This is a genomic window from Pseudonocardia broussonetiae (genome assembly GCF_013155125.1).
In the GTDB taxonomy this organism is placed as follows: Bacteria; Actinomycetota; Actinomycetes; order Mycobacteriales; family Pseudonocardiaceae; genus Pseudonocardia; species Pseudonocardia broussonetiae.
In genome coordinates this window covers 2,038,141-2,063,807 of record NZ_CP053564.1, presented here as the reverse complement: position 1 = coordinate 2,063,807, position 25,667 = coordinate 2,038,141, and the positions used below count along the sequence as shown (strand labels likewise).

At 76.8% G+C, this 25,667-nt stretch carries 31 protein-coding genes; 11 read left to right on the top strand and 20 right to left on the bottom strand.

From position 1 onward, the window contains the following. Positions 1 to 24: 24 nt before the first annotated feature. The 5 genes from HOP40_RS10175 to HOP40_RS10155 form a co-directional block, all read right to left on the bottom strand. Positions 25 to 528, bottom strand: a complete 504-nt coding sequence (locus tag HOP40_RS10175; RefSeq protein WP_240157609.1) for an MSMEG_0567/Sll0786 family nitrogen starvation N-acetyltransferase — start codon at positions 526 to 528, stop codon at positions 25 to 27. Next, positions 525 to 1,154 (bottom strand): hypothetical protein, encoded by a 630-nt coding sequence (locus tag HOP40_RS10170; protein WP_172157049.1) that lies wholly within the window; start codon positions 1,152 to 1,154, stop codon positions 525 to 527. The genes HOP40_RS10175 and HOP40_RS10170 overlap by 4 nt, the downstream gene beginning before the upstream one ends. Before the next feature lie 67 nt (positions 1,155 to 1,221). After that, positions 1,222 to 1,707, bottom strand: coding sequence for an MSMEG_0572/Sll0783 family nitrogen starvation response protein (locus HOP40_RS10165; protein ID WP_172157047.1), 486 nt, complete (start codon positions 1,705 to 1,707; stop codon positions 1,222 to 1,224). 43 nt (positions 1,708 to 1,750) lie between these two features. Continuing rightward, positions 1,751 to 2,011, bottom strand: coding sequence for a hypothetical protein (locus tag HOP40_RS10160; protein ID WP_172157045.1), 261 nt, complete (start codon positions 2,009 to 2,011; stop codon positions 1,751 to 1,753). A gap of 5 nt (positions 2,012 to 2,016) precedes the next feature. Further along, positions 2,017 to 3,345, bottom strand: coding sequence for an FAD-dependent oxidoreductase (locus HOP40_RS10155; RefSeq protein WP_240157608.1), 1,329 nt, complete (start codon positions 3,343 to 3,345; stop codon positions 2,017 to 2,019). A 149-nt stretch (positions 3,346 to 3,494) separates the two neighbouring features. On the opposite strand from HOP40_RS10155, the gene HOP40_RS10150 reads away from it, so the two are divergent. Then, positions 3,495 to 4,079 (top strand): helix-turn-helix domain-containing protein, encoded by a 585-nt coding sequence (locus HOP40_RS10150; protein WP_172157041.1) that lies wholly within the window; start codon positions 3,495 to 3,497, stop codon positions 4,077 to 4,079. 37 nt (positions 4,080 to 4,116) lie between these two features. Here the strand turns inward: HOP40_RS10150 and argH are convergent, their stop codons facing one another. Genes argH through HOP40_RS10120 form a run of 6 tightly spaced genes read right to left on the bottom strand, consistent with a single transcriptional unit; the run spans position 4,117 to position 10,012 of the window. Further along, the gene (gene argH / locus HOP40_RS10145) at positions 4,117 to 5,628 is read right to left on the bottom strand and encodes an argininosuccinate lyase (RefSeq protein ID WP_172157039.1); all 1,512 of its coding nucleotides are present in this window, start codon (positions 5,626 to 5,628) and stop codon (positions 4,117 to 4,119) included. After that, positions 5,625 to 6,587, bottom strand: a complete 963-nt coding sequence (locus HOP40_RS10140) for a 1-aminocyclopropane-1-carboxylate deaminase/D-cysteine desulfhydrase (protein WP_172157037.1) — start codon at positions 6,585 to 6,587, stop codon at positions 5,625 to 5,627. Before HOP40_RS10140 ends, argH begins: the two co-directional genes overlap by 4 nt. Continuing rightward, the gene (locus HOP40_RS10135) at positions 6,584 to 7,921 is read right to left on the bottom strand and encodes a class-II fumarase/aspartase family protein (RefSeq protein WP_172157035.1); all 1,338 of its coding nucleotides are present in this window, start codon (positions 7,919 to 7,921) and stop codon (positions 6,584 to 6,586) included. The genes HOP40_RS10140 and HOP40_RS10135 overlap by 4 nt, the downstream gene beginning before the upstream one ends. Beyond that, positions 7,906 to 8,832 (bottom strand): XcbA family protein, encoded by a 927-nt coding sequence (locus HOP40_RS10130; RefSeq protein WP_172157033.1) that lies wholly within the window; start codon positions 8,830 to 8,832, stop codon positions 7,906 to 7,908. Before HOP40_RS10130 ends, HOP40_RS10135 begins: the two co-directional genes overlap by 16 nt. Beyond that, on the bottom strand, positions 8,829 to 9,614 hold the full coding sequence (locus tag HOP40_RS10125; RefSeq protein WP_172157031.1) for a phosphosulfolactate synthase: 786 nt from the start codon (positions 9,612 to 9,614) through the stop codon (positions 8,829 to 8,831). Before HOP40_RS10125 ends, HOP40_RS10130 begins: the two co-directional genes overlap by 4 nt. 53 nt (positions 9,615 to 9,667) lie before the next feature. Next, the gene (locus tag HOP40_RS10120; protein ID WP_172157029.1) at positions 9,668 to 10,012 is read right to left on the bottom strand and encodes a hypothetical protein; all 345 of its coding nucleotides are present in this window, start codon (positions 10,010 to 10,012) and stop codon (positions 9,668 to 9,670) included. A 77-nt stretch (positions 10,013 to 10,089) separates the two neighbouring features. Here HOP40_RS10120 and HOP40_RS10115 point away from each other — a divergent pair, with 77 nt between their 5' ends. Next, a complete protein-coding gene (locus HOP40_RS10115; protein ID WP_172157027.1) occupies positions 10,090 to 10,488 on the top strand; it encodes an OsmC family protein in 399 nt (132 codons plus the stop codon). On the opposite strand, the gene larC is transcribed toward HOP40_RS10115, so the two are convergent. From larC to HOP40_RS10095, 4 genes are read right to left on the bottom strand one after another with little or no spacing between them, the layout of a single operon-like run. Continuing rightward, positions 10,481 to 11,632 carry a nickel pincer cofactor biosynthesis protein LarC gene (larC, locus tag HOP40_RS10110; RefSeq protein WP_172157025.1) on the bottom strand — a complete coding sequence of 384 codons (1,152 nt, stop codon included), beginning with the start codon at positions 11,630 to 11,632 and terminating at the stop codon, positions 10,481 to 10,483. The two genes, HOP40_RS10115 and larC, sit on opposite strands and share 8 nt — an antisense overlap. Then, the gene (larB, locus tag HOP40_RS10105; RefSeq protein ID WP_172157013.1) at positions 11,629 to 12,327 is read right to left on the bottom strand and encodes a nickel pincer cofactor biosynthesis protein LarB; all 699 of its coding nucleotides are present in this window, start codon (positions 12,325 to 12,327) and stop codon (positions 11,629 to 11,631) included. The genes larC and larB overlap by 4 nt, the downstream gene beginning before the upstream one ends. After that, a complete protein-coding gene (gene larE, locus HOP40_RS10100; RefSeq protein ID WP_172157001.1) occupies positions 12,324 to 13,169 on the bottom strand; it encodes an ATP-dependent sacrificial sulfur transferase LarE in 846 nt (281 codons plus the stop codon). The genes larB and larE overlap by 4 nt, the downstream gene beginning before the upstream one ends. Before the next feature lie 50 nt (positions 13,170 to 13,219). Beyond that, positions 13,220 to 14,023, bottom strand: a complete 804-nt coding sequence (locus tag HOP40_RS10095; RefSeq protein ID WP_172156999.1) for a carbon-nitrogen hydrolase family protein — start codon at positions 14,021 to 14,023, stop codon at positions 13,220 to 13,222. 92 nt (positions 14,024 to 14,115) lie between these two features. On the opposite strand from HOP40_RS10095, the gene HOP40_RS10090 reads away from it, so the two are divergent. Next, complete coding sequence (locus tag HOP40_RS10090; protein ID WP_172156997.1) at positions 14,116 to 14,979, top strand: alpha/beta fold hydrolase; 864 nt, start codon at positions 14,116 to 14,118, stop codon at positions 14,977 to 14,979. 4 nt (positions 14,980 to 14,983) lie between these two features. Here the strand turns inward: HOP40_RS10090 and HOP40_RS10085 are convergent, their stop codons facing one another. Then, on the bottom strand, positions 14,984 to 17,473 hold the full coding sequence (locus tag HOP40_RS10085) for a SpoIIE family protein phosphatase (protein ID WP_172156995.1): 2,490 nt from the start codon (positions 17,471 to 17,473) through the stop codon (positions 14,984 to 14,986). Positions 17,474 to 17,540: 67 nt separating this feature from the next. On the opposite strand from HOP40_RS10085, the gene HOP40_RS10080 reads away from it, so the two are divergent. From HOP40_RS10080 to HOP40_RS10055, 6 genes are all read left to right on the top strand, one after another. Next, the gene (locus HOP40_RS10080; protein ID WP_172156993.1) at positions 17,541 to 17,933 is read left to right on the top strand and encodes a hypothetical protein; all 393 of its coding nucleotides are present in this window, start codon (positions 17,541 to 17,543) and stop codon (positions 17,931 to 17,933) included. Positions 17,934 to 17,936: 3 nt separating this feature from the next. Next, positions 17,937 to 18,590, top strand: coding sequence for an RNA 2',3'-cyclic phosphodiesterase (gene thpR / locus HOP40_RS10075; protein WP_172156991.1), 654 nt, complete (start codon positions 17,937 to 17,939; stop codon positions 18,588 to 18,590). Positions 18,591 to 18,652: 62 nt separating this feature from the next. Then, on the top strand, positions 18,653 to 19,183 hold the full coding sequence (locus HOP40_RS10070) for a DUF1772 domain-containing protein (RefSeq protein WP_205347146.1): 531 nt from the start codon (positions 18,653 to 18,655) through the stop codon (positions 19,181 to 19,183). Next, complete coding sequence (locus HOP40_RS10065) at positions 19,180 to 19,638, top strand: hypothetical protein (RefSeq protein ID WP_172156989.1); 459 nt, start codon at positions 19,180 to 19,182, stop codon at positions 19,636 to 19,638. The genes HOP40_RS10070 and HOP40_RS10065 overlap by 4 nt, the downstream gene beginning before the upstream one ends. Further along, positions 19,635 to 20,450 carry a phosphotransferase gene (locus HOP40_RS10060; protein WP_172156987.1) on the top strand — a complete coding sequence of 272 codons (816 nt, stop codon included), beginning with the start codon at positions 19,635 to 19,637 and terminating at the stop codon, positions 20,448 to 20,450. Before HOP40_RS10065 ends, HOP40_RS10060 begins: the two co-directional genes overlap by 4 nt. Then, positions 20,447 to 20,959: a cupin domain-containing protein gene (locus tag HOP40_RS10055; protein WP_172156985.1), complete on the top strand. Its 513-nt coding sequence runs from the start codon at positions 20,447 to 20,449 to the stop codon at positions 20,957 to 20,959. Before HOP40_RS10060 ends, HOP40_RS10055 begins: the two co-directional genes overlap by 4 nt. An 8-nt stretch (positions 20,960 to 20,967) precedes the next feature. Here the strand turns inward: HOP40_RS10055 and HOP40_RS10050 are convergent, their stop codons facing one another. Together HOP40_RS10050 and HOP40_RS10045 are read right to left on the bottom strand one after the other, a co-directional pair. Next, positions 20,968 to 21,636 carry a response regulator transcription factor gene (locus tag HOP40_RS10050; RefSeq protein ID WP_172156983.1) on the bottom strand — a complete coding sequence of 223 codons (669 nt, stop codon included), beginning with the start codon at positions 21,634 to 21,636 and terminating at the stop codon, positions 20,968 to 20,970. Next, entirely contained in the window at positions 21,633 to 22,769 is a 1,137-nt protein-coding gene (locus tag HOP40_RS10045; RefSeq protein ID WP_172156981.1) for a sensor histidine kinase, read from the bottom strand. The genes HOP40_RS10050 and HOP40_RS10045 overlap by 4 nt, the downstream gene beginning before the upstream one ends. A gap of 111 nt (positions 22,770 to 22,880) precedes the next feature. On the opposite strand from HOP40_RS10045, the gene arsC reads away from it, so the two are divergent. Further along, positions 22,881 to 23,231 carry an arsenate reductase (glutaredoxin) gene (gene arsC, locus HOP40_RS10040; RefSeq protein WP_172156979.1) on the top strand — a complete coding sequence of 117 codons (351 nt, stop codon included), beginning with the start codon at positions 22,881 to 22,883 and terminating at the stop codon, positions 23,229 to 23,231. A 10-nt stretch (positions 23,232 to 23,241) separates the two neighbouring features. Here the strand turns inward: arsC and HOP40_RS10035 are convergent, their stop codons facing one another. Further along, the gene (locus HOP40_RS10035) at positions 23,242 to 24,207 is read right to left on the bottom strand and encodes an alpha/beta fold hydrolase (RefSeq protein WP_172156977.1); all 966 of its coding nucleotides are present in this window, start codon (positions 24,205 to 24,207) and stop codon (positions 23,242 to 23,244) included. A gap of 426 nt (positions 24,208 to 24,633) precedes the next feature. After that, positions 24,634 to 25,068: an Hsp20/alpha crystallin family protein gene (locus HOP40_RS10030; protein ID WP_172168146.1), complete on the bottom strand. Its 435-nt coding sequence runs from the start codon at positions 25,066 to 25,068 to the stop codon at positions 24,634 to 24,636. Positions 25,069 to 25,236: 168 nt separating this feature from the next. Between HOP40_RS10030 and HOP40_RS10025 the strand changes: the two genes are divergently transcribed. Next, positions 25,237 to 25,662, top strand: coding sequence for a hypothetical protein (locus HOP40_RS10025; RefSeq protein ID WP_172156975.1), 426 nt, complete (start codon positions 25,237 to 25,239; stop codon positions 25,660 to 25,662). The last annotated feature ends 5 nt before the right edge of the window (positions 25,663 to 25,667 follow it).

The window sequence follows — 25,667 nt, the reverse complement described above, 5'->3', positions numbered from 1 at the left end:
CCACGGGCACGGCCGGTGCGCGGCTCAGCGCAGCCCGATGTCCATCCGCACGTGCGGGATCCCGACGTAGAGCTGCGGCTCGGCGAGCCGCTCCCACCCCAGCCTGCGGAAGAAGACCTCGTTGGGCTGCTGGACGAGCGCGACCATCCGGTCGCCCCCGCGCGCGGCGGCCGTGGCCACGGCGAAGCGGACGAGCGCGATGCCCAGCCGCCCGGCGCGGCGGCCGGGCAGCACCGCGAGCCGGTCGCCCTTCCACCGCCCCGGCCCGATCGGGTAGAGCCGGACGCTGCCCGCCGGGCGGCCGTCAACCAGGCCGAGGACGTGCAGCGTGAGGGGGTCGTCGTCGCGGTCGTCGCGGTCGGTCCCGGCGAAGACGCTCTGCTCCTCGACGAACACCGTGCGGCGGACCGCGTGATGGGCGTCGAGGTCGGCGGCGTCGGCGACGAGGCGGCAGGACTCCCGCGCCACCGGGTCGACCGGCGGCGGGGACGGGACCGGAGGAGGGGCCAGCGGCCGGGCGGTGGTCACGGGCTGCCCCCGATCTCGGCGCGGACGCGGTGGAACTCCGCGATCCAGGGCTCGCGGCGGGTGAACGACCCCCCGCGCGGCGGCAGCACCCCGGGCTCGATGACGTCGATCCGGTAGGGCTCCGGCGACCAGGCGTCGACGCTCGCGCGGATCTCGACGCCGGAGGGGATGTGCAGGTGGGTGCAGCAGGCGACGCCGCTGGCCCCGCCCGTCACGTCCTCGATCGCCTCCGGGCCGCCCAGCACGGCCCACGCCTCCCCGGCCGCGCGCGAGCGCTCGATGGCGCTGCGGTGGCCGGCGCGGACCTCCTCGGCGATCAGGTCGCGCTCGCGCATCCCGCACGCGACCCCGACGAGCAGGGTCGCCGGCACGGCGCTGGGACGGCGCCCGCACTCGGCCAGGAACGCGTCCGGGTCGGTCATGGCCGCGACGAGCGCAGGCAGGTCGGCGCGGCGGCGGCCGAGCTCCGCCGCCAGCGCGCCGATCGTCTCCACCGCCCCGGCGTAGGACGGCGGGTCGGTCATCAGGGTGGGGAACAGGGCCTCGCCGGCCGCTCTCCACCGGCTGCGCCACGCGTCGACGTCGGCGGGTCCGGGGGCGGCCAGGGGGGACGCGAACGGGTTCACGGCGGCACCTCCGACGCCGGGCCGGGACCCACCCGCGACGGGGTCGGTCCTGGCCCGGCGGTCACGGCTAGAGGGTCCAGGTCTGCAGGACGAGCGCGCCCTCGCGGCGGGCGGTCAGGGTCGCGTCGAGCACGTCGAGCGGGTGCATCGGCTTGACGCCGTCGATGAGGTCGGTCTCGCGCATGCCGTAGAGCGCGGCCATCGCGAAGCGGCAGGCGTAGACCTTGCCGCCCTCCTTCATGAACGTGCCGAGCTGGTTGTTGAAGTTCATGTGGCCGGGGAAGGCCTCGGCGCCCACGGTCGGGAAGCCGCGCGTCGCCGACGCCATGAGCACGCCGGGGCCGTAGAGCACCATGCTGGTGTCGAAGCCCTTCCGGTTGATCCGGGTGGCGGTCAGCATGTTCACGAAGCCGACCGAGCCCTCGTAGGGCACGGTGTGCATGAAGATGTAGGCCTTCTCGCCCTCGTTGGCCTGGATGTCGTCGAACAGCTTCTCGTCGTAGTCGACGATGACGTCGCCGGTGTTCGGGCGCTCGCCGATGATCTGAGCCACGGTGGTTCTCCTTCTGTGCGGGTGGGTGGTGGAGCTGTCGCGGTCAGACCGCAGGTCCTCGCGACCGGGGCGGTGGCGCCCAGGTCTGGCGGTGGCTGCCGGGCATGGCGCGCATGATGCGGCTGCGGACCGGCCACGGGAGCAGGGCGTAGACGGGGGCGAACACGCGCAGCCAGAAGAGCTCCTTGAGCCCCTTCGGCGGCCGCGGCGGCGGCGAGCCGAGGGTGCGGGCCAGCTTCTGGTGCGCGGCCACCAGCAGGTAGTGCTCGGAGTTGCTGCGCAGCCAGCCGAAGAAGGACGCCATCGCCGCTACTTCGCCTTCGCCGCGGCGACGCCGTTGGTCGCCGCCACCACGATCGGCTCGTTGAGCGCGCCGATGGCGGGCGAGTAGACGTTCTCCATCGTCGACAGGTCGTGCAGCGTCATGCCGAACCGGATCGCCTGGGCGAGGAAGTCGGCGCGCTCCTTGATGCCCTCGCCGCCGCCGATCATCTGCGCGCCGATCAGCCGCAGCGTGCCCGGCTCGGCGAGCAGCTTGACCTTCACCGGCTGCACGCCCGGGTAGTAGCGGGCGCGCGAGATGCCCTGCGCCTCGCCCTTGACGTAGGGGATGCCGAGCGCGGTGGCCGTGGCCTCGCCGAAGGACGCGCCACCGATCACCCACTTCCCGGCCGGGGTGCCCCAGGGGACGTAGACCGCGCGGTAGGCGCGGTCGCCGCCGCCGGCGTTGGTGCCGGCCGTCTTGCCCTGGGCGTAGGCGTGCGAGCCGGTCAGCCCCTGCAGCGGCGTGCGGGTGAGGCCGTGCGGGATCTCGACGACGTCGCCCGCCGCCCAGACGTCGGGCGCGGAGGTCTTCATCCGCTCGTCGACGATGATCGCGCCGGTGGAGCCGAGGTCGAGGCCCGCGGCCTTCGCCAGCGCGGTCTCGGGCGTCTTGTGGGTGGAGATGACGACGAGGTCGGCGGTGATCTCCCCGCCCGACGTGCGGACGGCGCGGACCTTGCCGTCGGCGTCGCCCAGGAACTCCTCGAGCGTGGTGTTGAAGTGCAGGTGCACGCCGAGCTCGCGCCAGGACTCCTCGACCGGGGCCATGATGTCGGGGTCGGCCATCATCGACAGGGCGTAGGGGTTGGGGTCGATCAGGTGGGTCTCGACGCCGCGGTGGGCCAGCGCCGTGACCATCTCCAGGCCCAGCGGCCCGGCCTCGACGACCACCGCCGCCTTGGTCTCGGAGATGACCTTGTCCCACTCCATGGCCTTGCGGATGTTCTTGACGTAGTAGAGGCCCGAGAGGTCCCCGCCGGGGACGCCGGGGTCGGCGTAGTTCCAGCCGGTGGCGATGACGAGGGAGTCGTAGCGGACCGCGCCCTCGCCCGCCACCGTGACGGTGTGCGCGGCCGGGTCGATCGCGGTCACGGCCGTCTCGTAGCGGACGTCGATGCCGGCGTCGACGTAGGCCTGCTTGCCGGCCAGGAACAGCCGCTCGAAGTCGGGGATCTCGCCGCCGTGGACGTAGGGGATGCCGCAGGGGCTGTAGGCGACGTCCTCGAACTCGGTGTAGACGATCACCTCGGCCCCGGGGTCGGCGGCCTTCACCCCACCGGCGGCGCCCAGTCCTGCGGCGCCCCCTCCGATCACGACAGTTCGCCGCGGTGCTGCTGACACGTCGGGACCCTTTCGCTGCAGCGCCCTACCCTGGGCAGGTTCCGAGACGCAGAAGTTTTCCTATCAGGAACAGATTTCTACGATACTAGAACGCGGTGTGCTGTCAACCACGTGGAGGACCGATGCCCAGCGATCCGCTCGCCGCCGTCGCCGTGCCGGAGGCGCCGTCGGCGTGGGAGGACGTGGTGGGGTCGATCGGGCCCAAGGTCCGGGCGCTCCGCCTGGAGCGGGGCATGACGCTGCAGCAGCTGGCCCGCGCCGCGGAGGTCTCCACGGCGTCGGTGCACAAGGTCGAGCGCGGCGACATGGTCCCCACGATCACGACGCTGCTCAAGATCGCCGGAGCCCTGGGCGCGCCGATCCGGCACTTCGTCGAGGACGACGACACCGCCCCGACCGCCGTGCTCACGCGCTTCGCCGACGGGATCGCCGCCGGCCCCGTCACGATCACCGGGTCGCCCGACCGCTTCCGGGCGCGCGGCACCGTCGCCCGGCTCGAGCCCGGCGAGCAGCGCCCCGGGCTGCGCCGCGCGGGCGAGACGCTGCTGATCGTGCTGGAGGGCCGGCTCGACGTCGAGGTGGCCGCCGACCGCTACGAGGTCGCCGCGGGCGAGGCCCTGCACTTCCCGTCCGGCCTGGAGCACCGCTGCGGCAACTCCTCCGACGCGCCGGTCGAGGTCGTCGCGGTCGACGTGCCGGAGAGCTGACACCCGCTCACCCGGCACCCGCTCGGCCGGCACCCGCTCACCCGGCGCCCGCACGCGCCCGGGCCAGCAGCTCGTCCTCGGCCGCCGCGAACCCCGCGGTCCGCGCCGCGGCCGCGGCGCCGATCCCGTCGAGGGTCACGCGCAGGTCGGCGACCATCGCCGCCACCGCGTCGGGCGCCGCCCCGCCCTCCGCGCGCCGCGACGCCACGATCGAGCGCGGGTCGAGCACGTCGGAGAGGTCGACGTCGGCGAGGCCCCAGTCGCGCCCGGTGTGGGCCCGCGCGGCGTCGTCGAGCATCCCGCCGGTGATCGCCGCCCCCGGGACGCCCGCCTGCGCCGCCGCGCGCACCGTGTTGCCGACGACGACGTACGCGGTCCGGTAGTCGACCCCGACGAGCCCCACGAGGTGCTCGGCGAGGTCGGTGGCCTGGGTGTAGCCGCGGTCGAGCTCCTCGCGCATCCGGTCGGGGTTGACCCGCAGCGTGCGCACGACCCCGCCCATCAGGCGGGTGATCCGCAGGCCCAGGTCGAGCGCCCGCGGCACCTCCCCGTAGGCGAAGATCAGGTTGTCGCTGCGCGCCGACGGGCTCTTGGTCACCGCGAGGAAGCCGGTGAGGCGCCCGATCACGACCCCGGACGCGCCGCGCACGATCGCCAGCGCGTAGGGGTTGCGCTTCTGCGGCATGAGGATGCTGGAGCGGCTGTAGGCGTCGGCCAGGTCGACGAAGTCGAACTCGCTGGAGGAGAAGATCTCCAGGTCCTCGGCGAGCTTCGAGAAGTTCGACAGCAGGCTCGCGGTGGTGGCGAGGATGTGCACCAGCCCGTCGACCTGCCACATGGCGTCGCGGGTGTGCGGGATGACCGACCGGAAGCCCAGCGCGGCCGCGATCGGCGCGCGGTCCTCCAGCAGCCGGGTGCCGTTGACGCACCCCGCCCCGCCCGGGCTCGTGTCGATGCCGTCGAGCTCGTCGAGCAGCCGGCGGGCGTCGCGCACGGTGGGGTAGACGAACGAGAGCAGGTAGTGCCCGAACGTCGACGGCTGGGCCTGCTGCAGGTAGGTCTGGTCGGGCAGCAGGGTCGCGGCGTGCTCCTCGGCGCGGTCGACGAGGTCGAGCGACGCCCGCACGGCCTCCTCGACGAGCTCGGCGAGCGCCGCGCGCAGGTGCAGCCGCAGCGCGACGCGGGCCGCCTCCCGCCGCGGGCGCCCGGCGTGCAGCCAGCCGGCGACGTCGCCGATGCGGGAGACGAAGTAGCGCTCGCGGGAGTTGTAGGGCTCGCCGTAGGAGGGGTCGTAGGGGAAGTCCTCGGGCGCGATGTCGCAGACGTCGAGCAGCAGCGCCAGCAGCGTGCGCTCGGCGTCGGGCGGCACGATCCCGCGCCGCGCCAGGTCCAGGACGTGCGCGAGGTCGGCCAGGTTGAGGCCGTGGTGCAGGAACGCCGCGTCGGCGTTCTCGATCTCGAAGCCGGACTCGATCAGCTCCGGCGCGGGGCCGGAGCGGGGGAAGCCCTCCGGCCGGGACCGGCGGGCCCGGGCCTGCGGGATCGTCATGGGGTCGTTCCTCTCTGAGCCGTCTCGATGTGCGCCACGGCGGGCACGGTGCCGCCGGTGTGCCACCACAGGACCGGGTCCGGCGGGTGGGCGAGCAGCAGGTCGACCGCGGCGGAGAACGCCTCGGCGCCGTAGGTGGTGTCCAGCAGCCAGCCCTCGGTGTGCAGCGCGAGCCGGGCGCGCTCGTCCTCGAGCGCGGTGGTGCGCCCGAAGCCGGGGCCGCGGGCGTCGACCAGGCGGAGCTGCGCGGGATCGGGCGGCACGGTCCCCCGCAGCGCCGCGCACTCGCGCGCGAGCGCCAGCACCGAGGCCCGCACCGACTCCGGTGGCCTGCTCACCGACACCCCGACCACCGGGACGTCGAGCCCGCACTCCGCCATCCCGGCCAGCAGCCCGGCGACGCTGCCGCCGGAGCCGACCGGCAGCACGACCGCCGACGGCCGCCGGCCTGCCAGCTGCGCGGCGAGCTCGGCCGCGGCGTCGGCGAAGCCCAGGGCGCCCACGGCGGTGGACCCGCCGCGCGGCACCGCGACCGCGGGCGTCCCGGACGCCGTCAGCTCGGCGGCGCGCTCGGCGGCGAGCGCGTCGACCTCCTCGCGGTCGGACCGCCCGGTCGGCCGGACGCACGCCCCCGCCGCCCGCGCGAGCGCGACGTTCGGGGCGCCCTCGGGGTCGCCCCACAGCACGATCTCGCAGCGCATCCCGGCGACGCGGGCGGCGAGCGCGGCGGCGGCGCAGAAGTTGGACCCGGGCCCGCCGCCGGTGACGAGCACCTGCGCGCCGGCCAGGCGGGCCGCGCCGACGAGGTGCTCCAGCGGCCGCGCCTTGTTGCCCGCGACGCCGAACCCGACGAGGTCGTCGCGCTTGACCAGCAGCGGCCCGCAGCCGAGCGCCGCGCTCAGCCGCGGCGCCTCCACGAGCGGGGTCGGCAGCACGGCCAGGGGGAACCGCGGCGTCATGCCCGCCCCCGCGCGAGCGCGGCCCGCGCGAGCACGGCGTCGACCATCGCGCCGCAGGCGTCGACGGCGCCGGCCGCGCCCCAGGCGCGCACCTCCGCGGCCGTCGCGACGCCGCGCGCGGCCAGCGCGGCGGCGGGCTCGGCACCCTCGTCGCGCAGGACCTCGTGCAGCACCTGCTGCGCGCGGTGCTTGCCCAGCCGCACCGACAGCCCGGCGAGGACCCGCTCGCTGTCGAGCCCGCCGAAGCGCTCGACGGTCGCCGCCATCGCCTCCGGGTGCACCTCCAGGCCCCCGAGCAGGCCGCGCGCGAGCCGCAGCGCCGCCGCGGTCAGCTGGCACACCTCGGGGAGCGCGACCCACTCCGCCTTCCACGACCGGCCGTCGCGCTCGTGCCCGCCGACCATCCCCTCCAGCAGCACCGCCGACGACGAGCGGGCCAGCCGCGCGAGCGTGTCGAGGTGCTCGCCGGTCTCGGGGTTGCGCTTGTGCGGCATCGTGATGCTGCTGACGGCCCCGGGCGCGGCCGGCTCGGCCAGCTCCCCGATCTCCGGGCGCGCCAGCTCGTAGACCTCCACGCCGATCCGGGCCAGCGTGCCGCAGACCATCGCCAGGACCGTGCCGAACTCCGCGACGCGGTCGCGCGCGGTCAGCCACGACATCCCCGGGTCGGCCAGCCCGACCCCGGCGCAGAAGCGGCCGCGCAGCGCCGGGCCGTCGGCGCCGAAGAAGGCCAGCGCGCCGACGGCGCCCGCGAGCTGGCCGACGCACCAGCGGGCGCGGCCCTCGTCGAGGCGGTCGAGGTGCCGGCGGACCTCGTCGGCCCACGACGCCACCTTGAACCCGAACGTGATCGGCGCGCCGGGCTGGCCGTGGGTCCGCCCGGCCATGACGGTGTCGCGGTGCTCGGCGGCCAGGGCGAGCAGCAGGTCCTCGCACGCGAGCAGGTCGCGCCGGACGAGGTCGCCGACGTCGCGCAGCACCGTGCCGAACCAGGTGTCGGTGAGGTCCTGCACCGTCGCGCCGACGTAGACGTGCTCGCGCAGGTCCTCGGGCAGGACCCGGGCCAGCCCGCGGATCAGGCCGAGCGTCGAGTGCGAGGTGGCGCGCGTCTGCTCGGCGACGAACCCGAGGTCGAGCGCCTCGACCCGGGCGGCCGCGGCCAGCCGGTCGGCCGTGCCGGGCGGCACGACGCCGGAGGGCTCCTGGGCGCGGGCCAGCGCGACGAGGATGTCGAGCCAGCGCTGCAGCATCGCGACCTCGTCGAACAGGGCGTCGGTCTCCGGCGAGCCCCACAGGTGCGCGTACAGCCGCGAGGTCGTCAGCCGGGTCGCCACGTCGGCGCCTCCCGCTCGACGAGCCCCTGCAGCGCCGTCCGCACCATCTCCAGCGACGCCCCCCACGGCACCGACGTCCAGCCGTCGCCGGACTCGACGTGCTCCTCCTGCAGGCAGCACTTGGTCAGCACCGGTTCGGGCGGGCGCGTGCCGGGCAGCCCGGCCTTGGGGCAGAAGTCGACGGTCGGCGGGTCCTCGCCGTAGAAGTGCCGGTGGATCTGGCGCGAGCGCGCGCAGCCCAGCAGGGTCCAGTCGGCGCGCTCGGGGTGCTCGTCGAGGTAGGACACGCGCGCGCCGGGCACCTCGCCGCCCGAGCCGCGGCACGGGAGCAGGTAGTGCGGGGCCGGGGCGGCTGCGGCCAGGTCGGCGAGCCGGACCGACCGCGCGACGAGCTCCACGGGCGCCAGGTCCTCCAGCACCGCGACGACGCGCGCGGCCTGGTCGGCGAGCTTGCCCGGCTCCGGCGGCACGACGTCGCGCACCACGACCCGCAGCGCGGCGGGCTCCAGGATGAAGTTGACGTGGGCGTAGCGCCCCTCCACCACCACGACGCGCGCGCCGGGCGCGTGCTCGCGGGCCGCGGCGGCCAGCGCGGTGGGGATGCCGGTGTCGACGTCGGGATCGACGACGTAGGCGCACTCGTCGGGCCCGGCGAGCAGCCGCACGTCCACGACCGGCGCGAACAGCGGCTCCGGCGACGCCCGCTCGACCTGCAGCACGGCGGTCGGGCCGGGCACGGCCGGGTCGTGGCGGGCGACGACGAACCGCGTACGGCGGTAGGCGTCGCGGCCCAGGAAGTGCGCGCGCAGGGACTCCGCGTCCAGCGCGACCTCGCGCGGGACCGTCGACACGGCGACCCCGCGGTAGCGCAGCGGGACGAAGTTGGGGCCCGCCGGCGCGGCCGCCGTCACGCGGGTTCCGCGCCCGCCGCGCCCCGCACCGCCGGCGACGCGGTGTCGGACCGGAGCCCGAGCCGCAGCGTCTCGACCGACAGGACGTCGCCCGGGGTGATGTTGCCGAGGTTCACCTCGGCCCCGAACCGGCGGATGAACCACGCCTGCTGGCTCGCCCGCGGCGCCTCGAACACCACCCGCTCGACGCCCACCGCGGACGCCACGGCCTCGACGACGTCCGGGCGCACGCGCCCCTGGTCGTCGAACGTGCCGACGGTGCCGCTCTGCCGGCCCTCGGTGACGACGAGCGTCGCGCCGGCGTCGAGGTCGGAGCGGCACTCGGCCGGCCACGTCCGCGCGGCGTGCAGCTCGCCCGGGGCCTTCGACCCGACCTCGGCGAGCACCGAGAAGTCGCGCGCCGCCCGCGCGATCAGCGCGGCCTTCTCCGGCAGCGACATGGACACGGTGCCGCGGGAGACCTCGACGCGGGCGAAGCCGCGGTCGCGCGCCCAGGCCAGGCACTCCGCGGCGCGTCCCTGCGCCCAGGCGATCTCGAGCAGCGTGCCGCCCAGGCACAGGTCGACCCCGGCGGCGGTCAGCGCCGCGACCTTGCGGGGAAGGGCCGCGTCGACGTACGCGGTGCCCCAGCCGATCTTCCAGATGTCGATCAGCGCGCCCGCCCCGGCGAGCACGTCGTCCACCGCGGACGGGCCGGCGCCCCCGTCGAGCACGTGCGTGAGACCGGTGCCGCGCGGACGGGCCGACCGCGTCGGGAGGTCGAGGAAGTCGGTGTCGGACACGAACCCACCCTAGATCCGATAAGGAACGGACTTCTACTATCCGATACGTGACGTCAGCCCGTGACCAGGTCCAGCATCGTCGTCCGGCCCCGCGGTGCGCGCCGTCGCGGAGCGCCGCGGTCGACGACGTCCACCGCCAGCAGGAACGCCTGCCCGGCCCGCTCCGGGCAGACCCAGTGGTGCCGCTCGGCGAACGTCGACCACTCCACGGGCGGTACCAGGCGCTCGCGGGGATGATCGAGCTCGTGCCAGGTCACGGCGAGCTCCATGAGCTCCAGCAGCGCGTCGGTGTCGGTGTCGACGGTCAGCAGGCGGTCGTGGTGGGCCCGGCGCGGTCCGGCCGGACAGGCGTCCCGGCAGGTGACCAGCCGGAGCGGGGCGTGGGCTACTGCGGTCATCAGCGACTCCCGGCTCGTGTGATGCGCAGCACTCTGGACCGCCCCGGTTGCACCGGTGTTGCACGGGGGGCGCGGGCGTGAGCGCGACCGAGCGGAGCGTCTCGGCGCGCTGGGCGGGCGGGCTGCGGGCCGAGGTCGACGCGGGCGGCTTCGAGGTCGTCTCCGACGAGCCGGAGTCGGTCGGGGGCGCCGGTTCCGGGCCCCAGCCGACCGAGCTGCTGCTGGCCTCGATCGCCTCCTGCTTCACGATCGCGGTGGCCTGGACCGCCGCGAAGCGGAAGGTCGAGCTCGAGGGCCTGGCCGTCGACGTCACCGGCACCTACGACGGGCCGCGCTTCCGCGCGTTCCGGATCGAGGTGCACGCCGACTCCCCCGCGGGCCCCGACCTGGAGAAGCTCGTCGAGGCCGCGAAGCGGGTCTGCTACGTCACGCGCACCCTGGCCGAGCCGCCCGAGATCACGTTCAGCGTCACGTGAGGGCGCGCGCCGCCCGCGCGGCGACCTCGCGCAGCGGGAGGTCCAGCGCGGCGGCCGCCGCGACGAGGTCGTCGTGCTCGGGCTTGGCCCCCCACGGGCCGTGCTTGACGCGCACGGCGTGCCCGCCGACGTCGACGGTGCTCGTCCGCCGGGGCAGCGCGCGCCGGTCGACGGTGCGCCGGCGGACCCCGAGGCTGCCGGTCTCGCGCAGCAGCAGCGTCTCGCACGCCGCGGCCCGCTCCGGCGCGACGAGCAGGTGGACGGTGTGACCGGGCCGCGACTTCTTCATCGTCACGGGCGTGATCCACGCGTCGGCGGCGCCGGCGGCGAGGGCGCGGTCGAGCACGTGGCCGAGCACCTCGCCCGGCACGTCGTCGACGGTGGTCTCCAGGAGCGTCATCGGCATGACCTCCCCGGCCGCCCCGGGGTCGGGGGCCGTGCCGAGCAGCGCCTGCACGACGTTGGCGCGGCCGGGGTCGTCGCGGCCCCCGGCGCCGTAGCCGACAGCCGACACGGTCATGTCCGGCACCGGCCCGAACCGCGTGCCCAGGGCCAGGAGCAGCGCCATCCCGGTCGGCGTCACGGTCTCGCGGTCGCCGCCCGCGGTGACGGGCGCGCCCGCGGCGGCCACGAGCGCCGCGGTGGCCGGGGCGGGCAGCGGGATGACGCCGTGCGCCGTCCGCACCGTCCCGGTGCCCATCGGGAGCGGGCCGCAGTGCACGGCGTCGACGTCGAGCAGGGCGAGCGCGGCCGCCACCCCGACCGCGTCGACGACGGTGTCGACGCCCCCGATCTCGTGCAGGTGCACCTGGTCGACCGGCACGCCGTGCAGCCGCGACTCGACCTCCGCGATCGCGGTGAGGGCCCGCCCCGCCGTCTCGGCGACCCCCGCGGGCCGGGCCCGCGCGACGATGTCGAGCAGGTCGGCCGCCCGCCGCTCGGGCGGCTGCGCCTCGACCCGGACGGTCGCGCGGGTGGCCCGCAGCGCCCCGCGCCGGACCTCGGTGACCTCGAGGTCCCAGCCCGTCAGCCCGGTGGAGGCGACCGCCTCGCGCACGCCGTCGACGGGAGCGCCCAGGCCGATCAGCGCGCCGAGCAGCATGTCGCCCGAGACGCCGCCGACGGGGTTGAGCCAGACGATCACCGGTCGGTCCCCCGGGAGACGGCCGCGGCGAGCCGGTGGGCGGCCATCGCGGCGCCGAAGCCGGAGTCGATGTTCACGACCGTCACGCCGGCCGCGCACGACGTGAGCATGGCCAGCAGCGCCGTCACGCCCTCCAGCGCGGCGCCGTAGCCGACCGAGGTCGGCACGGCGACGACCGGGCGGCTCACCAGCCCGGCGACGACGCTGGGCAGCGCCCCCTCCATCCCGGCGATGCAGACGACGGCGTGCGCGGACTCGATGCGCTCGCGCACGGCCAGGAGCCGGTGCAGCCCGGCGACCCCGACGTCGGCGACGGCGTCGACCGTCAGCCCGACGGCCGTCGCGACCGCCGCGGCCTCGGCGGCCACCGGCCCGTCGGAGGTGCCGGCGGAGACGACGGCGAGCCGGAACCCGAGCGGCGCGGCGGGCCGCCAGACCAGCAGCCGGGCGTCGGGGTCGTGGTGCCCGCCGGGCACGGCGGCCAGCACCTCGCGCGCGGTGTCGGGCCCGACGCGCGTCACGAGGACGGGGCCGGAGTTGGCCGCGAGCAGCGTCGTGACCACGGCGGCGACCTGCCCGGGCGCCTTGCCCGGCCCGTAGACGACCTCGGGCAGGCCGGAGCGGGCCTCGCGGTCGGTGTCGGGGCGGGCGAAGCCCAGGTCCGTGAAGCCGGGGTCGGAGGGCCCGCCCGTCATCGCGCGCCGACGGTCGGCACCCCGAGCAGGACGTTCATGCCCCCGCTGCGGAACCCGTCGAGATCGAGCGCGCAGAACGCGAACCCGGCACCCCGGACCGCGGCGACGACCTCCGACCGCAGGTCCAGCGCCCGCCCGAGCTCCGCGGCCGGCACCTCGACCCGGCCGACGGTCCCGGCGGCGTGGGCGCGGACGCGGCACTGCGCGAACCCGAGCGCGGCCAGCGCGTCCTCCGCCCGCTCGACGCGCGCGAGCACGTCGGCGGTGACGGGGTCGCCGTACGCGACCCGCGACGACAGGCAGGCCGCGGCGGGCTTGTCGGCGGTGTCGAGCCCGAGCCGGCGGCTGATCGCCCGCACCTCCGCCTTCGTCAGCCCGACGTCGACCATCGGCGCGATCGCGCCGCGCTCGGCGGCCGCGCGCTGGCCCGGCCGGTGGTCGCCGAGGTCGTCGAGGTTCGTGCCGAGCGCCACGACCGAGCCCGCGAAGGCCGCGAGCGGCGCCACGGCGTCGAACAGGGCGCTCTTGCAGTGGTAGCAGCGGTCGCCCGCGTTGGCGACGTAGCGGGGGTCGGAGAACTCGTGCGTGCGCACCTCGACGTGGGCGAACCCGCGGTCGGCCGCGAACGCCGCGGCCCGGCGCCGCTCCGACTCGGGCAGGCTCGGCGACACCGCCGTGACGGCCAGGGCGCGCGCGCCCAGCACCTCGTGCGCGAGGGCGGCGAGCAGCGCCGAGTCGGCCCCGCCGGAGTAGGCGACGACGACGCCGGACTCCTCGGCGAGCCGGGCGCGCAGGTCGTCGGCCCGGCGGTCGACGTCGGCGGGCGGGGCGGTGCGCGGCATCGGGTTCCCTTCACGCGGGGCGGGGCCGGACGACCCGAGCATAGGTCGGGTCACCGGTAGGTCTCCGGCCGTCGTTCGACGAGGTGGTGCAGCACCCGGCGCACCTCGCGGACGCGGTCGGGCACGTCGACGTCGGCCGTCGCGATCCCGGCCTTGCCCCAGGTGCGGGCCAGGACGTCGCCGTCCGGGCCGACCACCTTCGCCTGGCCGAGGAAGCGCGTGCCGCCGTGGCTGCCGGTCTGGTTGGAGGAGACGAGGACGACCTGGTTCTCCGCGGCGCGGGCGCGGTCGTAGAGGTCGAACAGGCGCGACTGGCGGTCGTCGTTCATGCGGGGGGCGCGGTGGGTGGTGCTGGTCGGCCAGGCCGACAGGCAGGCCAGGACCTGCGCGCCGTCGAGGGCGAGCGAGCGCGCCGACTCCGGGAACGTCTTGTCGTAGTCGATCAGCATGCCGATCCGGCCGACGGGCGTGTCGAACGCGTCGAAGGAGCAGCCCGGCGCGTAGACGGCCGCCTCGCCGGGCGGCAGGTGCACCTTGTGGTGCGTGCCGAGCACCCCGTCGCCGTGCAGGCACACGGCGGCGTTGTGGCAGCCCCCGCCGGTGCGCTGCCGGAACCCGACGCAGACCACCAGGGGCCCGGCCAGGCGCGCCACCCGCTCCAGGACCGGGTCGTCGAGGTCGAGCACGATCGACGGGTCGCCGGCGCCGGGGACGTGCCCGCCGAGCGCGCCGGCGGGCAGCACGAGCAGGTCGGCGCCGTCCCGGCGGGCGTGCTCGATGAGCGTGCCGACGCGGCGGAGGTCGAACTCGAGATCGGGCCCGAAGGCCGCCGCGGCCGCGGCCAGCCGGGGCATCGATCCATCATAGGAGACGATCTCACCGATAGTGGATCCTCGGCGCGGCAGTTCGCGCGATGAGTTCCGGCCCCGCCGGACGTCCACAGGGCATGACGACGACACACGTCCTGCAGACCCCCGAGGTCGACCTCGCCTACGACGTCCACGGCCCCCTCCCCACCGCCGACGGGCGGCCCGTCCTGCTCGCGATCGGCCAGCCGATGGACGCCACCGGCTTCGCGACGCTCGCCTCGCACCTGCCCGGCCGCACCGTCGTCGCCTACGACCCGCGGGGCCTGGGCCGCAGCGTGCGCAAGGACGGACGCGTCGAGATGGTGCCCGAGGTGCAGGCGGGCGACGTCCACGCGCTGATCGAGGCGCTCGGCACCGGGCCCGTCGACCTGTTCGGCAGCAGCGGCGGTGCCGTCGCCGGGCTCGCCCTGGTCGCCGCGCACCCCGGCGACGTGCGGACCTTCGTCGCGCACGAGCCGCCGGTCATCGCCGCGCTCCCCGACGCCGACGCCGCGCGGCGCGCCCAGGCCGGGTTCATGGAGGCCTACCGGGCCAAGGGCTCCGGCGCGGGCATGGCCGCGTTCATCGCGATGACGTCGTGGCCGGGCGAGTACACCGACGAGTACTTCGCGCAGCCCGCCCCGGACCCCGCCGCCTTCGGCATGCCGAGCGAGGACGACGGCTCCCGCGACGACCCGCTCCTGTCGGACCGCTCGCTCGCCGTCTCCGACTTCCGCCCCGACGTCGACGCGCTCCGGGCCTCGCCGACCCGCATCGTGCTCGCGGTCGGTGAGGAGACCGGCGACACCTTCACCGCCCGCACCGCCCGCGGCGTCGCCGCGATGCTCGGTCAGGAGCCGGTGGTGTTCCCCAGCCACCACGGCGGGTTCCTCGGCGGCGAGTTCGGCTACGCCGGCAAGCCCGCGGAGTTCGCCGCGCGGCTGGACGAGGTGCTCGGCTGAGCCGTCACCCGGCGCCGAGGTCGCCGGCCCCCGACACCGCGAGGATCCGGGCGAGCGCCCCGCCCGGGCGCATCGCCACCCGGGCGGTGAGGCCGCGGTCCCGCGCGCGCTCGACGGTGTCGAGCAGCAGCGCGACGCCCGCGCTGGCGACGTAGCCGGCGCCGTCGAGGTCGACGACCAGGTGCGAGCCGGGGTCCGCGGCGTCGACGACCGCCCGCAGCCCGTCGCGCAGCGCGGTGGCGCCGAGCAGGTCGAGGTCCCCGGTCACCACCACGCACGGCCCGGTCGCGTCGGCGCGGACCTCCATCCGCGCGTCCTGCCGGGACGGCCGCTGCCCCGTCCATGTCCGCTGCCCCGTCCAGGTCCGCGCCGGCGGCGCGTCGGGCGTCGGGGGCACCCGGAAGGACACGCGGGTGCCGCCCCCGCCCGGGGCCACCTCCACGTCCCGGGCCAGCGCGTGGATGACCGCGAGGCCCCGGCCCCGGTGGCCCGGGTCGGTCGGCGGGGGCCGCCAGGTGCCGGAGTCGCCGACCTCCACGGCGACCGAGCCGTCGCCGCGGCGGGCGAGGGCGACCGCGACCTCGCCCGGGCCCCCCGGGTAGGCGTGCTCGACGCCGTTGGCGACGGCCTCGCCGAGCGCGATCTGCAGGTCGTAGAGCTGCTCGTCGTGCAGGCCGCAGGCGCTCCCCCAGCGCTCCACCTCCCGGCGCAGCGCGCCCAGCTCCTCCGCCACGGCGGGCATGCGCAGCGACCACGGCGCCGGGGTCCGCCGGCACAGCACCACGGCGACGTCGTCGGCCGGCCCGGTCGTGCCCAGCAGGTCGTCGAGCAGGCCGTCGACGACCTGGTCCAGCGGCCGGTCGCCCGACCGGCCCCCGGCCTCGACCAGCCGCGCCAGCCCGGCGTCGAGGTCCTCGTCACGGCGCTCGACGAGCCCGTCGGTGTAGAGGGCGACCACCGCACCGACCGGCAGTTCGAACCGGTGCTCGGGGAACGGCTCGGGCGCGGCCGTGCCCACCCCCAGCACGGACCCGGACCGGCCCTCGAGCAGCCGGGCCCCGTCGGGCGCCACCACCAGCGGCGCCGGGTGCCCGGCGCTCGCCCACGTCAGCGCCCCGGTCGCCCGGTCGACGAGCACGCAGGCCGCGGTCGAGGCGCGGGCGGCGGGGACGCGGGCCGAGAAGGCGTCGAGCTGGTGCAGCGCCTGCGACGGGGAGTCGCCGCGCAGCAGGGCGGCGGAGAGCGCGGTGCGCAGCTGCCCCATCAGCGCGGCCGCCTCGGCGCCCTTGCCGACCACGTCCCCGACGACCATCGCGACGCGGCCGTCGTCGAGCTCGACGACCTCGTACCAGTCGCCGCCGGCCTGCACGCCCTCGGTGCCGGGGAGGTAGCGGGCGGCGAAGGCCAGCTCCGCGAGCTCGGGCAGCCCGACGGGGAGCAGGCTCCGCTGCAGCGCCTCGGCGATGTCGTGCTCGACCTGCTGCAGGCGCGCGCGGTCGAGCGCCTGCGCGCACTGCGCCGCCAGCGTGCGGATCGCCCGGCGCTCCTCCCGCGAGAAGTGCGGCGGCGCCCCCTCGAAGACCATCCCGATCGCGCCGGTGGCGCCGTCGTCGAGGAACATCGGCACCGCGACGTCGACCTCCGGGGCGCCGGGGGACGCGGCGAAGCTGCGGTCGCGCCACGCCAGCTCCGAGCGCCGGGCCAGCCACACCGGCTCCTCGGTGCGGACCGCGTAGGACAGCGGGTGCGCCGCGTCCAGCGGCAGCGGCCCGGGCGCCGGGCCGGCCGAGCCGGACAGGTCGAGGCGGTCCCCCGTCCGGACCGCGACGACCGACGCCGACGCCCCCAGCGACGCCGCCGCCTCCCCGATCGCGGCCACCACCTCGTCGGGCGTGCGCGACCGGGACAGCGCCGCGACCATCGCGCTGAACCGCTCCGCGGTGCGCCGGGCCTCGCTCTCGACCTGCAGCAGCCGGGCCCGCTGCACCGCCTGCGCGCACTGCGCGCCCAGGGCCGTGACGGCCTCCCGCTCGGCGGCGTCGAGCGTGCGGTCCTCGGTGAGGCCGACGCCGAGCGCGCCCACCAGCTCGTCGCCCGCGAGCAGCGGCAGCCCGAACACCCCGCGGTAGCCGTAGCCGTCGAGCATCTCGACGAGGTGCGGGTAGCGCTCCCGCCACGCGGCCGCGCTCTCCGTCCACACCGGGGTGCGGGTGCGCGCGGCCTCCGCGACCGGTGCCGGGGCGTCGAGCGGCATCGTCGTCCACGCGTCCCGGGCGCCCTGGGCCCAGCCGCCGAGCGTCATGGCGTCGAGGCTGTCGCGGCCGCGCAGCTCGAACACCGCGACCGAGGACGTGCCCAGCAGCCGCTCGTACTGCTCGACGGCGACCTCCGCGACCTGCAGCGGTGTCGCGGCGCCCGACAGGGCGGCCGTCGCGTCGGTGAGGAGCCGGAGGAGCTCCAGCTGCCTCCGCAGCTCGGTGAGCTCGTCGTCCACCCGCACAGCCTGCCGTCGACGGGGTCGTCGCGCCACTCCCGGTCCCCGGGACCGATACCGTGGCGGCGTGGGTGCCCGCGACCCGATCCCCGACCCGAGCTGCGTGCTGGTGTGGCGGCCGGACGGTTTCCCCGCCGCCGACGGCCCCGTCCACCGGCCGTCGGTGTGCTGCCTGCGCTCCACCACCGCCGGGACGCGGGCGGTCGTCTACCGCGCGGGCGCCGACCGCGGCATCGCCGGCGTCCTGGACTTCCTCACCGACGCCGAGCCCGGCGACGGCCGCGCCTGGACCGGCCGGGGCGTCCTGCACCTGCTGGACCCGTTCGTGCCGCGGGCCGACCTGCTCGCCGACGAGCACCTGCGGCCGGTGTTCGTCCACATCCAGGGCCGGCGCACCCTGCCCGCACCCGCCGCGCGGCGCCTGCGGGACCTGCTGCCGCCGCTGCCCCCGCCGGGGTAGGCCGTGCGGTCCTTCGTGGCGCTGCTGCCCCCGCCGTCCGCGCTCGACGAGCTCGCCGACGCCGTCCGCGCGCTCCCCGACGAGCCGCGGCTGCGGTGGACCCCGCCCGCGCAGTGGCACCTGACGCTGGCGTTCCTCGGCGAGGTCGACGAGCCGACGTGCGACCGGCTCGTCGAGCGGCTGGCCCGCGCGGCGCGCCGCCACCCGCCCGTCGAGCTGGCCCTGGCCGGCGGCGGCCGGTTCGGCGACCGGGTCCTGTGGACCCGCGTCGACGGCGACCGCCCGGCGCTGCGCCTGCTCGCCGGCTCCGTCCGCGCGGCCGCGCGCCGCACCGGCCTGCCCGTGGAGGACCGGCCGTACCGCCCGCACCTCACGCTGGCCCGGGTCCGCCCGCCCGCGCCGGACCTGCGGCCCTTCGCCGAGGCGCTGGCGGGCTTCGCCGGCCGTCCGTGGACGGCGTCGGCGCTGCACATGGTCCGCAGCGACCTCGGCGCCGGGCCGGGCGGCACCGCCCGCCACGAGGTCGTCGCGAGCTGGGAGCTGACGGGCGGGCGCGGGAGTCGCGCGGCGGAGCGGTCCGGCGGGGCGGGCGGTACGTCGAGGAGCGACCCCGGGTCGCGCCCGCGCTCGGCAGACCGGGCGCGTGGACGTCCCTAGCGTCGTTCGGCGACGGCGTCCCACCCCGGGACGCCGCACGCCGACGACGGAGGTCCGCACCGATGTCCCGCCCGACACCCACCACGATCGTGCTCGTCGCCCTCGTGTGGACGGCGATGCTGTCCTTCGGCGGCGTGGCCGCCGAGACCGTGATGCTCTACCCGAACATCTTCGGCGACGCCCCGGCGTCGCTGGAGCGGGCCCGCGAGTTCCTCGTGGCGGGCGGGCCGGGCGACTACTTCCCGCCGCTGGGCGCCTCGGTGGTCGTGACCGGCCTGGCCGCGGTCGCCCTGACCTGGCGCGACCCCGGCCTGCGGTGGTGGGTCGCCGCCGCGGTGGCGGTGTTCGTCGCCTGCGAGTTCCTGTTCTCCGTGCTGTTCTTCTGGCCCCGCAACGAGATCATGTTCGTCGACCCCGTGGGCACCCACACCCCCGAGCACCTGCGCCAGGTGGCCGGGGAGTTCGTCGCCGGCCACCGGGTCCGCCTGGCCGGGGGCGGGGTGACCGCGGTGCTGGCGTTCGTCGCGCTCCTGCGCCGCGTCCGCGCCACCGCGGTGCCGGCGGCCGTCACGCCGGTGGGGGTCGGCCGGTGACCGCGCGCCTCGGCTTCTCCTGGCCCGCGCTCGTCGGGCTGGCCGCCCTGGCCGCCCCGCGGGTCGTGCTGCACGACCTCGGCGTGGTCGAGGAGGGGACCCTCCTCACCGGGCTGCTCGTCGTCGTCCCGCCGGCGTGCTGGGTGGCGGCGGTGCTGTGGTGGCGGCCTCCGCGCCCGTTCGCGACGGTCGTGGTGGTCGGCGCGCTCTACGGCGTGCTCCTCGCGGCCGGCCACCAGCTGCTGTGGGACGCCGCCCTCGGCGGACGCACCCCGCCGCTCGGCGGGGCGCTCGCCGGGACCGGTCCCGCTGTCGCGGAGGTGCTCCTGCGCGCCGCCGCGGTGGTGTCGAGCCTCGTGACCGGCACGCTGGTCGGCGTCGTCGCCGGCGCCGTGGCGCTGCTGCTGCGCCGGGTCGCCGGGGAGGACCGCTCCGGGACGGGAGGGCGGGCGTGAGCGCCCGGGCGCGGGCCGCGGCCGCGGTGGCCGAGCACGCGCCCGGCCACGGCGGGGAGGAGTGGGCCGACCTCGGGGGCGGGCTGGACCACCGCGCGTTCCGGGTCGGGGACCTGGTCGTGCGCGTCGCGGCGCCGGACGCCCGCGCCGCGGTGGTGCGGGAGGCAGCGCTGTTGCGGCTGGTCGCGGGCCGCCTCGCGGTCCCGGTGCCCGAGCCGCGGTTCGCCGACCCGGCGCGGGGCGTCATCGCCCACCGCTTCCTGCCGGGCCGGCCGCTGCTGGGCCGGACCCCGCCCGCCGACGCCGCGACGCGCCTCGGACGGGACCTGCGCGCGCTGCACGACATCGGCCGCGGCGAGGTCGGGGACCTGCTCCCCGTCGACCCGGCCGACCCCCACGAGTGGCTCGACGGGCTCACCGGACCCGACCACCTGCTGCGGGCCGTCCGCGCCGACGTGCCCCGGCCCGCCGACCGGCTGGTGCCGGCGCACGCCGACCTCGGGGCGGAGCACCTGCTGGAGGACGGCGGCCGGCTGACCGGGATCATCGACTGGTCCGACGCCGCCGTCACCGATCCCGCCCTGGACCTCGCCCGGCTGCTCCGGGACTTCGGCCCGGCGTTCCTCGACGCGGTGCTCGACGCCTACGGCGAGGACGGTCCGGAGCTCCGGCACCGCACCGCGTTCTTCGCGCGGTGCGCGGCGCTGGAGGACCTCGCCCACGGGCGCGACACCGGCCGGGAGGAGTACTCCCGGGCCGCCGAACGCGGTCTGACCTGGTTGTTCCCCGACCTCGGAGGAGTCCGACGATGAGCATCCCGCCCCCCGGTCCCGACCGCGTGCTGCGCATGCCGACGGGCGAGACGATCACCGTCCTCGTCTCCGGTCGCGACGGCGACGGCGGCGTCTTCGAGATCGACGCCCTGCTGCCGCCCGGCCTCGCGGGCCCTCCGCGGCACCGCCACCGGTTCGAGGCAGAGACGTTCACCGTCGTGGAGGGGCGGCTGCGCGTCGTGGTCGGCTCGGACACGGTCGTGCTGTCCGCGGGCGAGTCGGCGACCGTCCCGCCCACCGTGACCCACGCGTTCGCCAACCCCTTCGACGAGCCCGCCCGGATCCGTATGCGCGAGACGCCGGCCGGCCCGCTCGAGGAGCAGTTCCGGGTGCTGGCCCGGGCCGGGCGCGTCCCGCCGCTCGGCGGGCTCGCGGCCGTCAACGTGCGGCACGACCTGTCGTTCTCCCTGCACGGCGTGCCGGACGTGGTGCAGCGGCCGGTGTGGCGGGCGCTGGCCTGGCTGCACGACCGGACGCGGTCCTCGTAGGACTCCCGTCAGCCGTCGTTCTCGCCCGGCCGCACCAGCCCGCTCTCGTAGGCGATGACCACGAGCTGGGAGCGGTCGCGCGCGGCGAGCTTGGTGAGCAGGCGGCTGACGTAGGTGCGGGCGGTGTCGGGGCTCAGGTGCAGCACCGCGCCGATCTCGGCGTTCGACCGGCCGGCCCCGACGTGGGCGAGGACCTCCCGCTCGCGCGCGGTGAGCCCGGCGAGCCGTTCGGGCCGCGCGACGGGTGACCGCGCGGCTGCGGCGAGCACGCGGCGGGTGACGGCCGGGGAGAGCAGCGCGTCGCCGCCGGCCACGGTGCGCACCGCGTCGCGCAGGGCGTCGGGGGCGGTGTCCTTGAGCAGGAAGCCCGCCGCCCCGGCGCGGATGGCCTCGAAGAGGTGCTCGTCGTCGTCGAAGGTCGTCAGCACGACCACGCGGACGGCGGCCAGCGCGGGGTCGGCCAGGATCCGCCGCGTGGCGGTGAGGCCGTCGGTGCCGGGCATCCGCACGTCCATCAGCACGACGTCGGGGCGCTCGGCGCGCACCACGGCGACGCCCATCGCGCCGTCGCCGGCCTCCCCCACGACCGTGATGTCGGGCGCGCGCTCGAGCAGCGCCCGCAGCCCGGCCCGGACGAGGTGCTGGTCGTCGACCAGCACCACGCGCAGCGCGGTCACCGGGCCCCTCCGGACGGCAGCGAGGCGTGCACGCGGAAGCCGCCACCCGGGGCGTCGCCGGCGACGAGGGTGCCGCCGAGCAGCGCCACCCGCTCGGCCATGCCGTGCAGGCCGTGGCCGCGCTCGGTGACGGGCCCGCCGCGCCCGTCGTCGACGACCTCCACCACCAGCCCGGCAGGCGACGCGTCGACGACGACGGTGACGCGGTGCGCCCCGGCGTGCCGCAGCGCGTTGGTCAGCGCCTCCTGCACGATCCGGTAGGCGGTGGTGCCGACGACCGCCGGCACGCCCGCGGTCGCGCCGCTCACCCGCAGCTCCACCGGCAGGCCGCTGCGGGTCACGCCCTCGGCGAGCGCGCCGAGGCGGTCGAGGCCCGGCGCGGGCTCCCGCGTCCCGGACCCGGCGCGGAGCGTCCCGAGGGTGGCGCGCAGCTCCGTCATCACGCCCCCGGTCACCTCCCGGATCGTGGTGACGGCACCGCGCGCGGCGTCCGTCGCGCCGTCGTCGATCGCCTCCTGCGCCACGGCGGACTGCAGCGCGATCACCGACACGGCGTGGCCCAGGGTGTCGTGCAGCTCCCGCGCGACCCGGACGCGCTCGGCGTCGACCTGCCGCGCCGCCTCCCGCCGCCGCTCCTCCGCGGCCGCGTCCGCCTGGCGCCGCAGCTCCGCCCGCAGGGACCGGCGGCTGCGCACGGCGTCGCCGAGCGCGATCACGGCCACCACGGTCACGGCCTCCGACCCGAGCTGCAGGCCGAGCACGAAGCCGGGGTCGTCGCCCTCGGCGAGCCGCGCGGCCACCGACACCGCGAGCAGCGCGGCGGCGACGCCCGCCGCCGCGCGCACCCGCCCCCGCTCGGCCGCGAGGTACAGGGCGGCCGCCACCGGCGCGGCCAGCCCGATCGGCGGCAGGTCCAGCCAGTAGTAGGCGACCATCCCGGCCGCCGTCGCCACGAGCACCGCCACCGGGCGGCGGCGCCCGCCCAGCAGGAGCGCGCCGAACCCGACGGCGAAGGCGCCGGCCAGCGCGACCCGCGCGGGCGGGCCCCCCTCCGCCACCACGGCCGCCGCGACCAGGCTCGTCACCGCGACGGCCAGCAGGGCGTCGGAGCGGGTGGGGGCCGTGTCCTGCACGAGGGACGAGGGTAGGACGTCGACGCGGTCCGGCGCTGTCGCCGGGGAGCGCGGCCGGCGGCGTCGCCGCTACGTCGGGAGGCGACACCCGGCCTGGCTACGCTCGACGCCGTGGAGACACCGACGGTCTGGCACAACCCCCGCTGCTCGAAGAGCCGCGGCGCGGTCGCCCTGCTCACCGAGCGCGGCATCGAGCCGACGCTGGTCCGCTACCTCGACGACGGGCCGGACCGCGCCGCGCTGGAGGACGTGCTGCGCAAGCTCGGCACCGACGACCCGCGCGCGATCACCCGCACGGGCGAGGCGCGCTACCGCGAGCTCGGACTGGCCTCGGCCGACCGCGACGCGCTGCTCGACGCGCTGGTGGCCGAGCCCGCGCTGCTCGAGCGGCCCATCGTCGTGCTGGGCGACCGGGCCGTGGTGGCCCGGCCGCCCGAGCGGGTGCTCGACCTGCTCGGCTGAGGCCGAGCCGTCAGGCGAAGCGGCGCACGAACTCCGCCGCCGCCGCGTTCACCACGGCCGGGTGCGAGGCGCTCATGAAGTGCTGCCCGCCGTCGACGACCCGCAGCTCGGCGTCCGCGGAGCCGGTGAACATCCGGATCTCCTCCTCGGCGTTGGCCACCGAGTAGACCTCGTCGGCCGTGCCCTGCAGCCACAGCACCGGGCAGCGGACGTCGCCGAGGCGGGCGTGCAGGCCGTCGCGGTCGCGGAGGTTGATCGTGGCGGTCCGCAGCCGTCGGCGTCCGTCGTCGCCCGCGTAGTGGCGCTGGTGCGCCGCGTACCAGAACGCGCGCTCGTCGTCGGCGACGTCGGCGCCCAGGCCCGCGCCGAGCACGGCGTCGACGAACTCCTCGGCGACCACCCAGTCGTCGCCGACGGGCTCGGCGAGCGCGTCGATCGACGGGGTGCAGAACTCGATGCCGTCCCAGCAGCCCAGCTCGCGGCTGCGCTGGCTCTCGTGGTCCATCGACGTGCCGAGCGGGACGATCCCCCGGACCACGCCGGGCGCGAGCAGCGCCATCCGGGCGGCGACCCACCCGCCCTGCGACGTGCCGAGCACGAACGCCTGCTCGATGCCCAGCTCGCGCAGCACCTGCAGGTTCGCGACGGCGCTGTCCCAGTAGGTGAAGTGCTCCCAGGTGGCGCGCGTCAGGCCGTGGCCGTACAGCTCGATCGCGAGCAGGTTCGCGGCCCCGCCGAGCTCCTGGTCGGCGAACTGCGGGCGGTAGAGGTCGACCGAGGTGCTGAAGGAGTTGACGAGCACGAGCGTCGGCAGGGCGGGGTCGTAGGGCTTCCCGAACCGGTAGCCGACGGTGGAGGTGCCGAGGTGCGGCACGGTGAGGGTCTGGGTGCCGAGGGTCTGGGTGCCGAGGGTCTGGGTGCCGAGGGTCTGGGTGCCGAGGGTCTGGGTGCCGAGGGTCTGGGCGTCGTTGCTCATGCACCGACCCTAGGTCGCGGACAGGGGTAGGCCCCGCCGGCGAGCGGGTGGTCGTCGGCGGGGCGTTCCCGGTCGTGTCGGTCGTCGCGGTCGGTGGCCCCCGCTGCCGGGCCTGGCGGCGCAGCGGCACGCCGGTGGGGCCGGGCGGGACGGGTGGCTGCGGCGGCCGGTACCCGTCGTCCCGCTCCGGGAGCCGGGCCGTCCCGACCAGGACCGGCGTAGCAGGGGTGCGCCGGTCCGGGCGGGCGGCGGCCCGGTCCGGGAAGTTGGCCGCGACGATCGCGTCGAACTCGGTGCGCAGGAGGTCGTCGTCGGCGCAGACGACGTCGCCGAACGCCGCGGCGCCTCCCTCGCGCTCGCTCACGTCTCCGCTCACGTCACTGCCCTCGCTGGTGTCGCTGACTCCGTCTGGTGTCGCCGCCTCCGTCAGGCGTTGATCTCCCGCTGCTCGTTCTCCGCGCCGGCGATGCTGATCCGGCGGGGCTTCGCCTTCTCGGCGATCGGGATCCGCAGGGTCAGCACGCCCGCCTCGTAGGAGGCGTGCACGTGGTCGGTGTCGAGGGTGTCGCCCAGGAACAGCTGCCGGGAGTACACCCCGTGCGGACGCTCGGCCACCTGCATCTCGACGTGCTCTCCGGTCGCCTCGGGCCGTCGCTCGGCCTTCACGGTCAGCACGTTCCGCTCGACGTCGAGCTCGATCGCCTCGGGCGACACCCCGGGCAGGTCGAACGCGACCACGAACTGGTCGCCGGCGCGGTAGGCGTCCATCGGCATCGCGGCGGGCCGGGACCAGGTGCCGGGTCCGAACACCTGGTGGGAGAGCCGGTCCAGCTCGCGGAACGGGTCGGTGCGCATCAGCATCGCCATCCACTCCTTCCCTCATCGACGACTGGGGCGCGATGCTCCGGAGCAGACCTGGAGGTGGTGGGTCGGCTCCAGATACTTGTAACGATAGCTGCAGATTTGCTCTGGTGCAAGAGGTATTCTTCGGGTATCCAGCGGTAGTGGTTCCGGACGTGGGAGGCGACGGTGAGCTTGACGAACGTGTGGGTGCAGACCCAGGGCGACGGGCTGGTGCGGGCCGACCAGGTGGTCGGCATCGACGCGCACCGGACCCCGGCGGTGGCCGGCAAGCCGTCGCGCTGGCTGCTCGACGTGGTGCTGTCGGCCTCGATCGGCAGCGGCAGCCGCGAGGGCTGGACCGCCACCGTCCTGCACCGCACGCTGGTCCAGACCTCCGACGACCCCGGCGACGCCCCCGCCGCCCTGGCCCGGCTGCTCGCGCAGCTCGACGCGGTCTCCGCGGCCGGCGTGATCACCACCCACCGCACCGACACCGCCGACCAGGAGCCCGGCGGCGGGGGCCTCGTCGCCGGGGCGGGGCGCGTGCGGTTCCGCTTCGCCCCGTTCGCCGACCCGGCCCCCGGTCACCACACGGGGGCCGAGTACCTCTGAGGGTC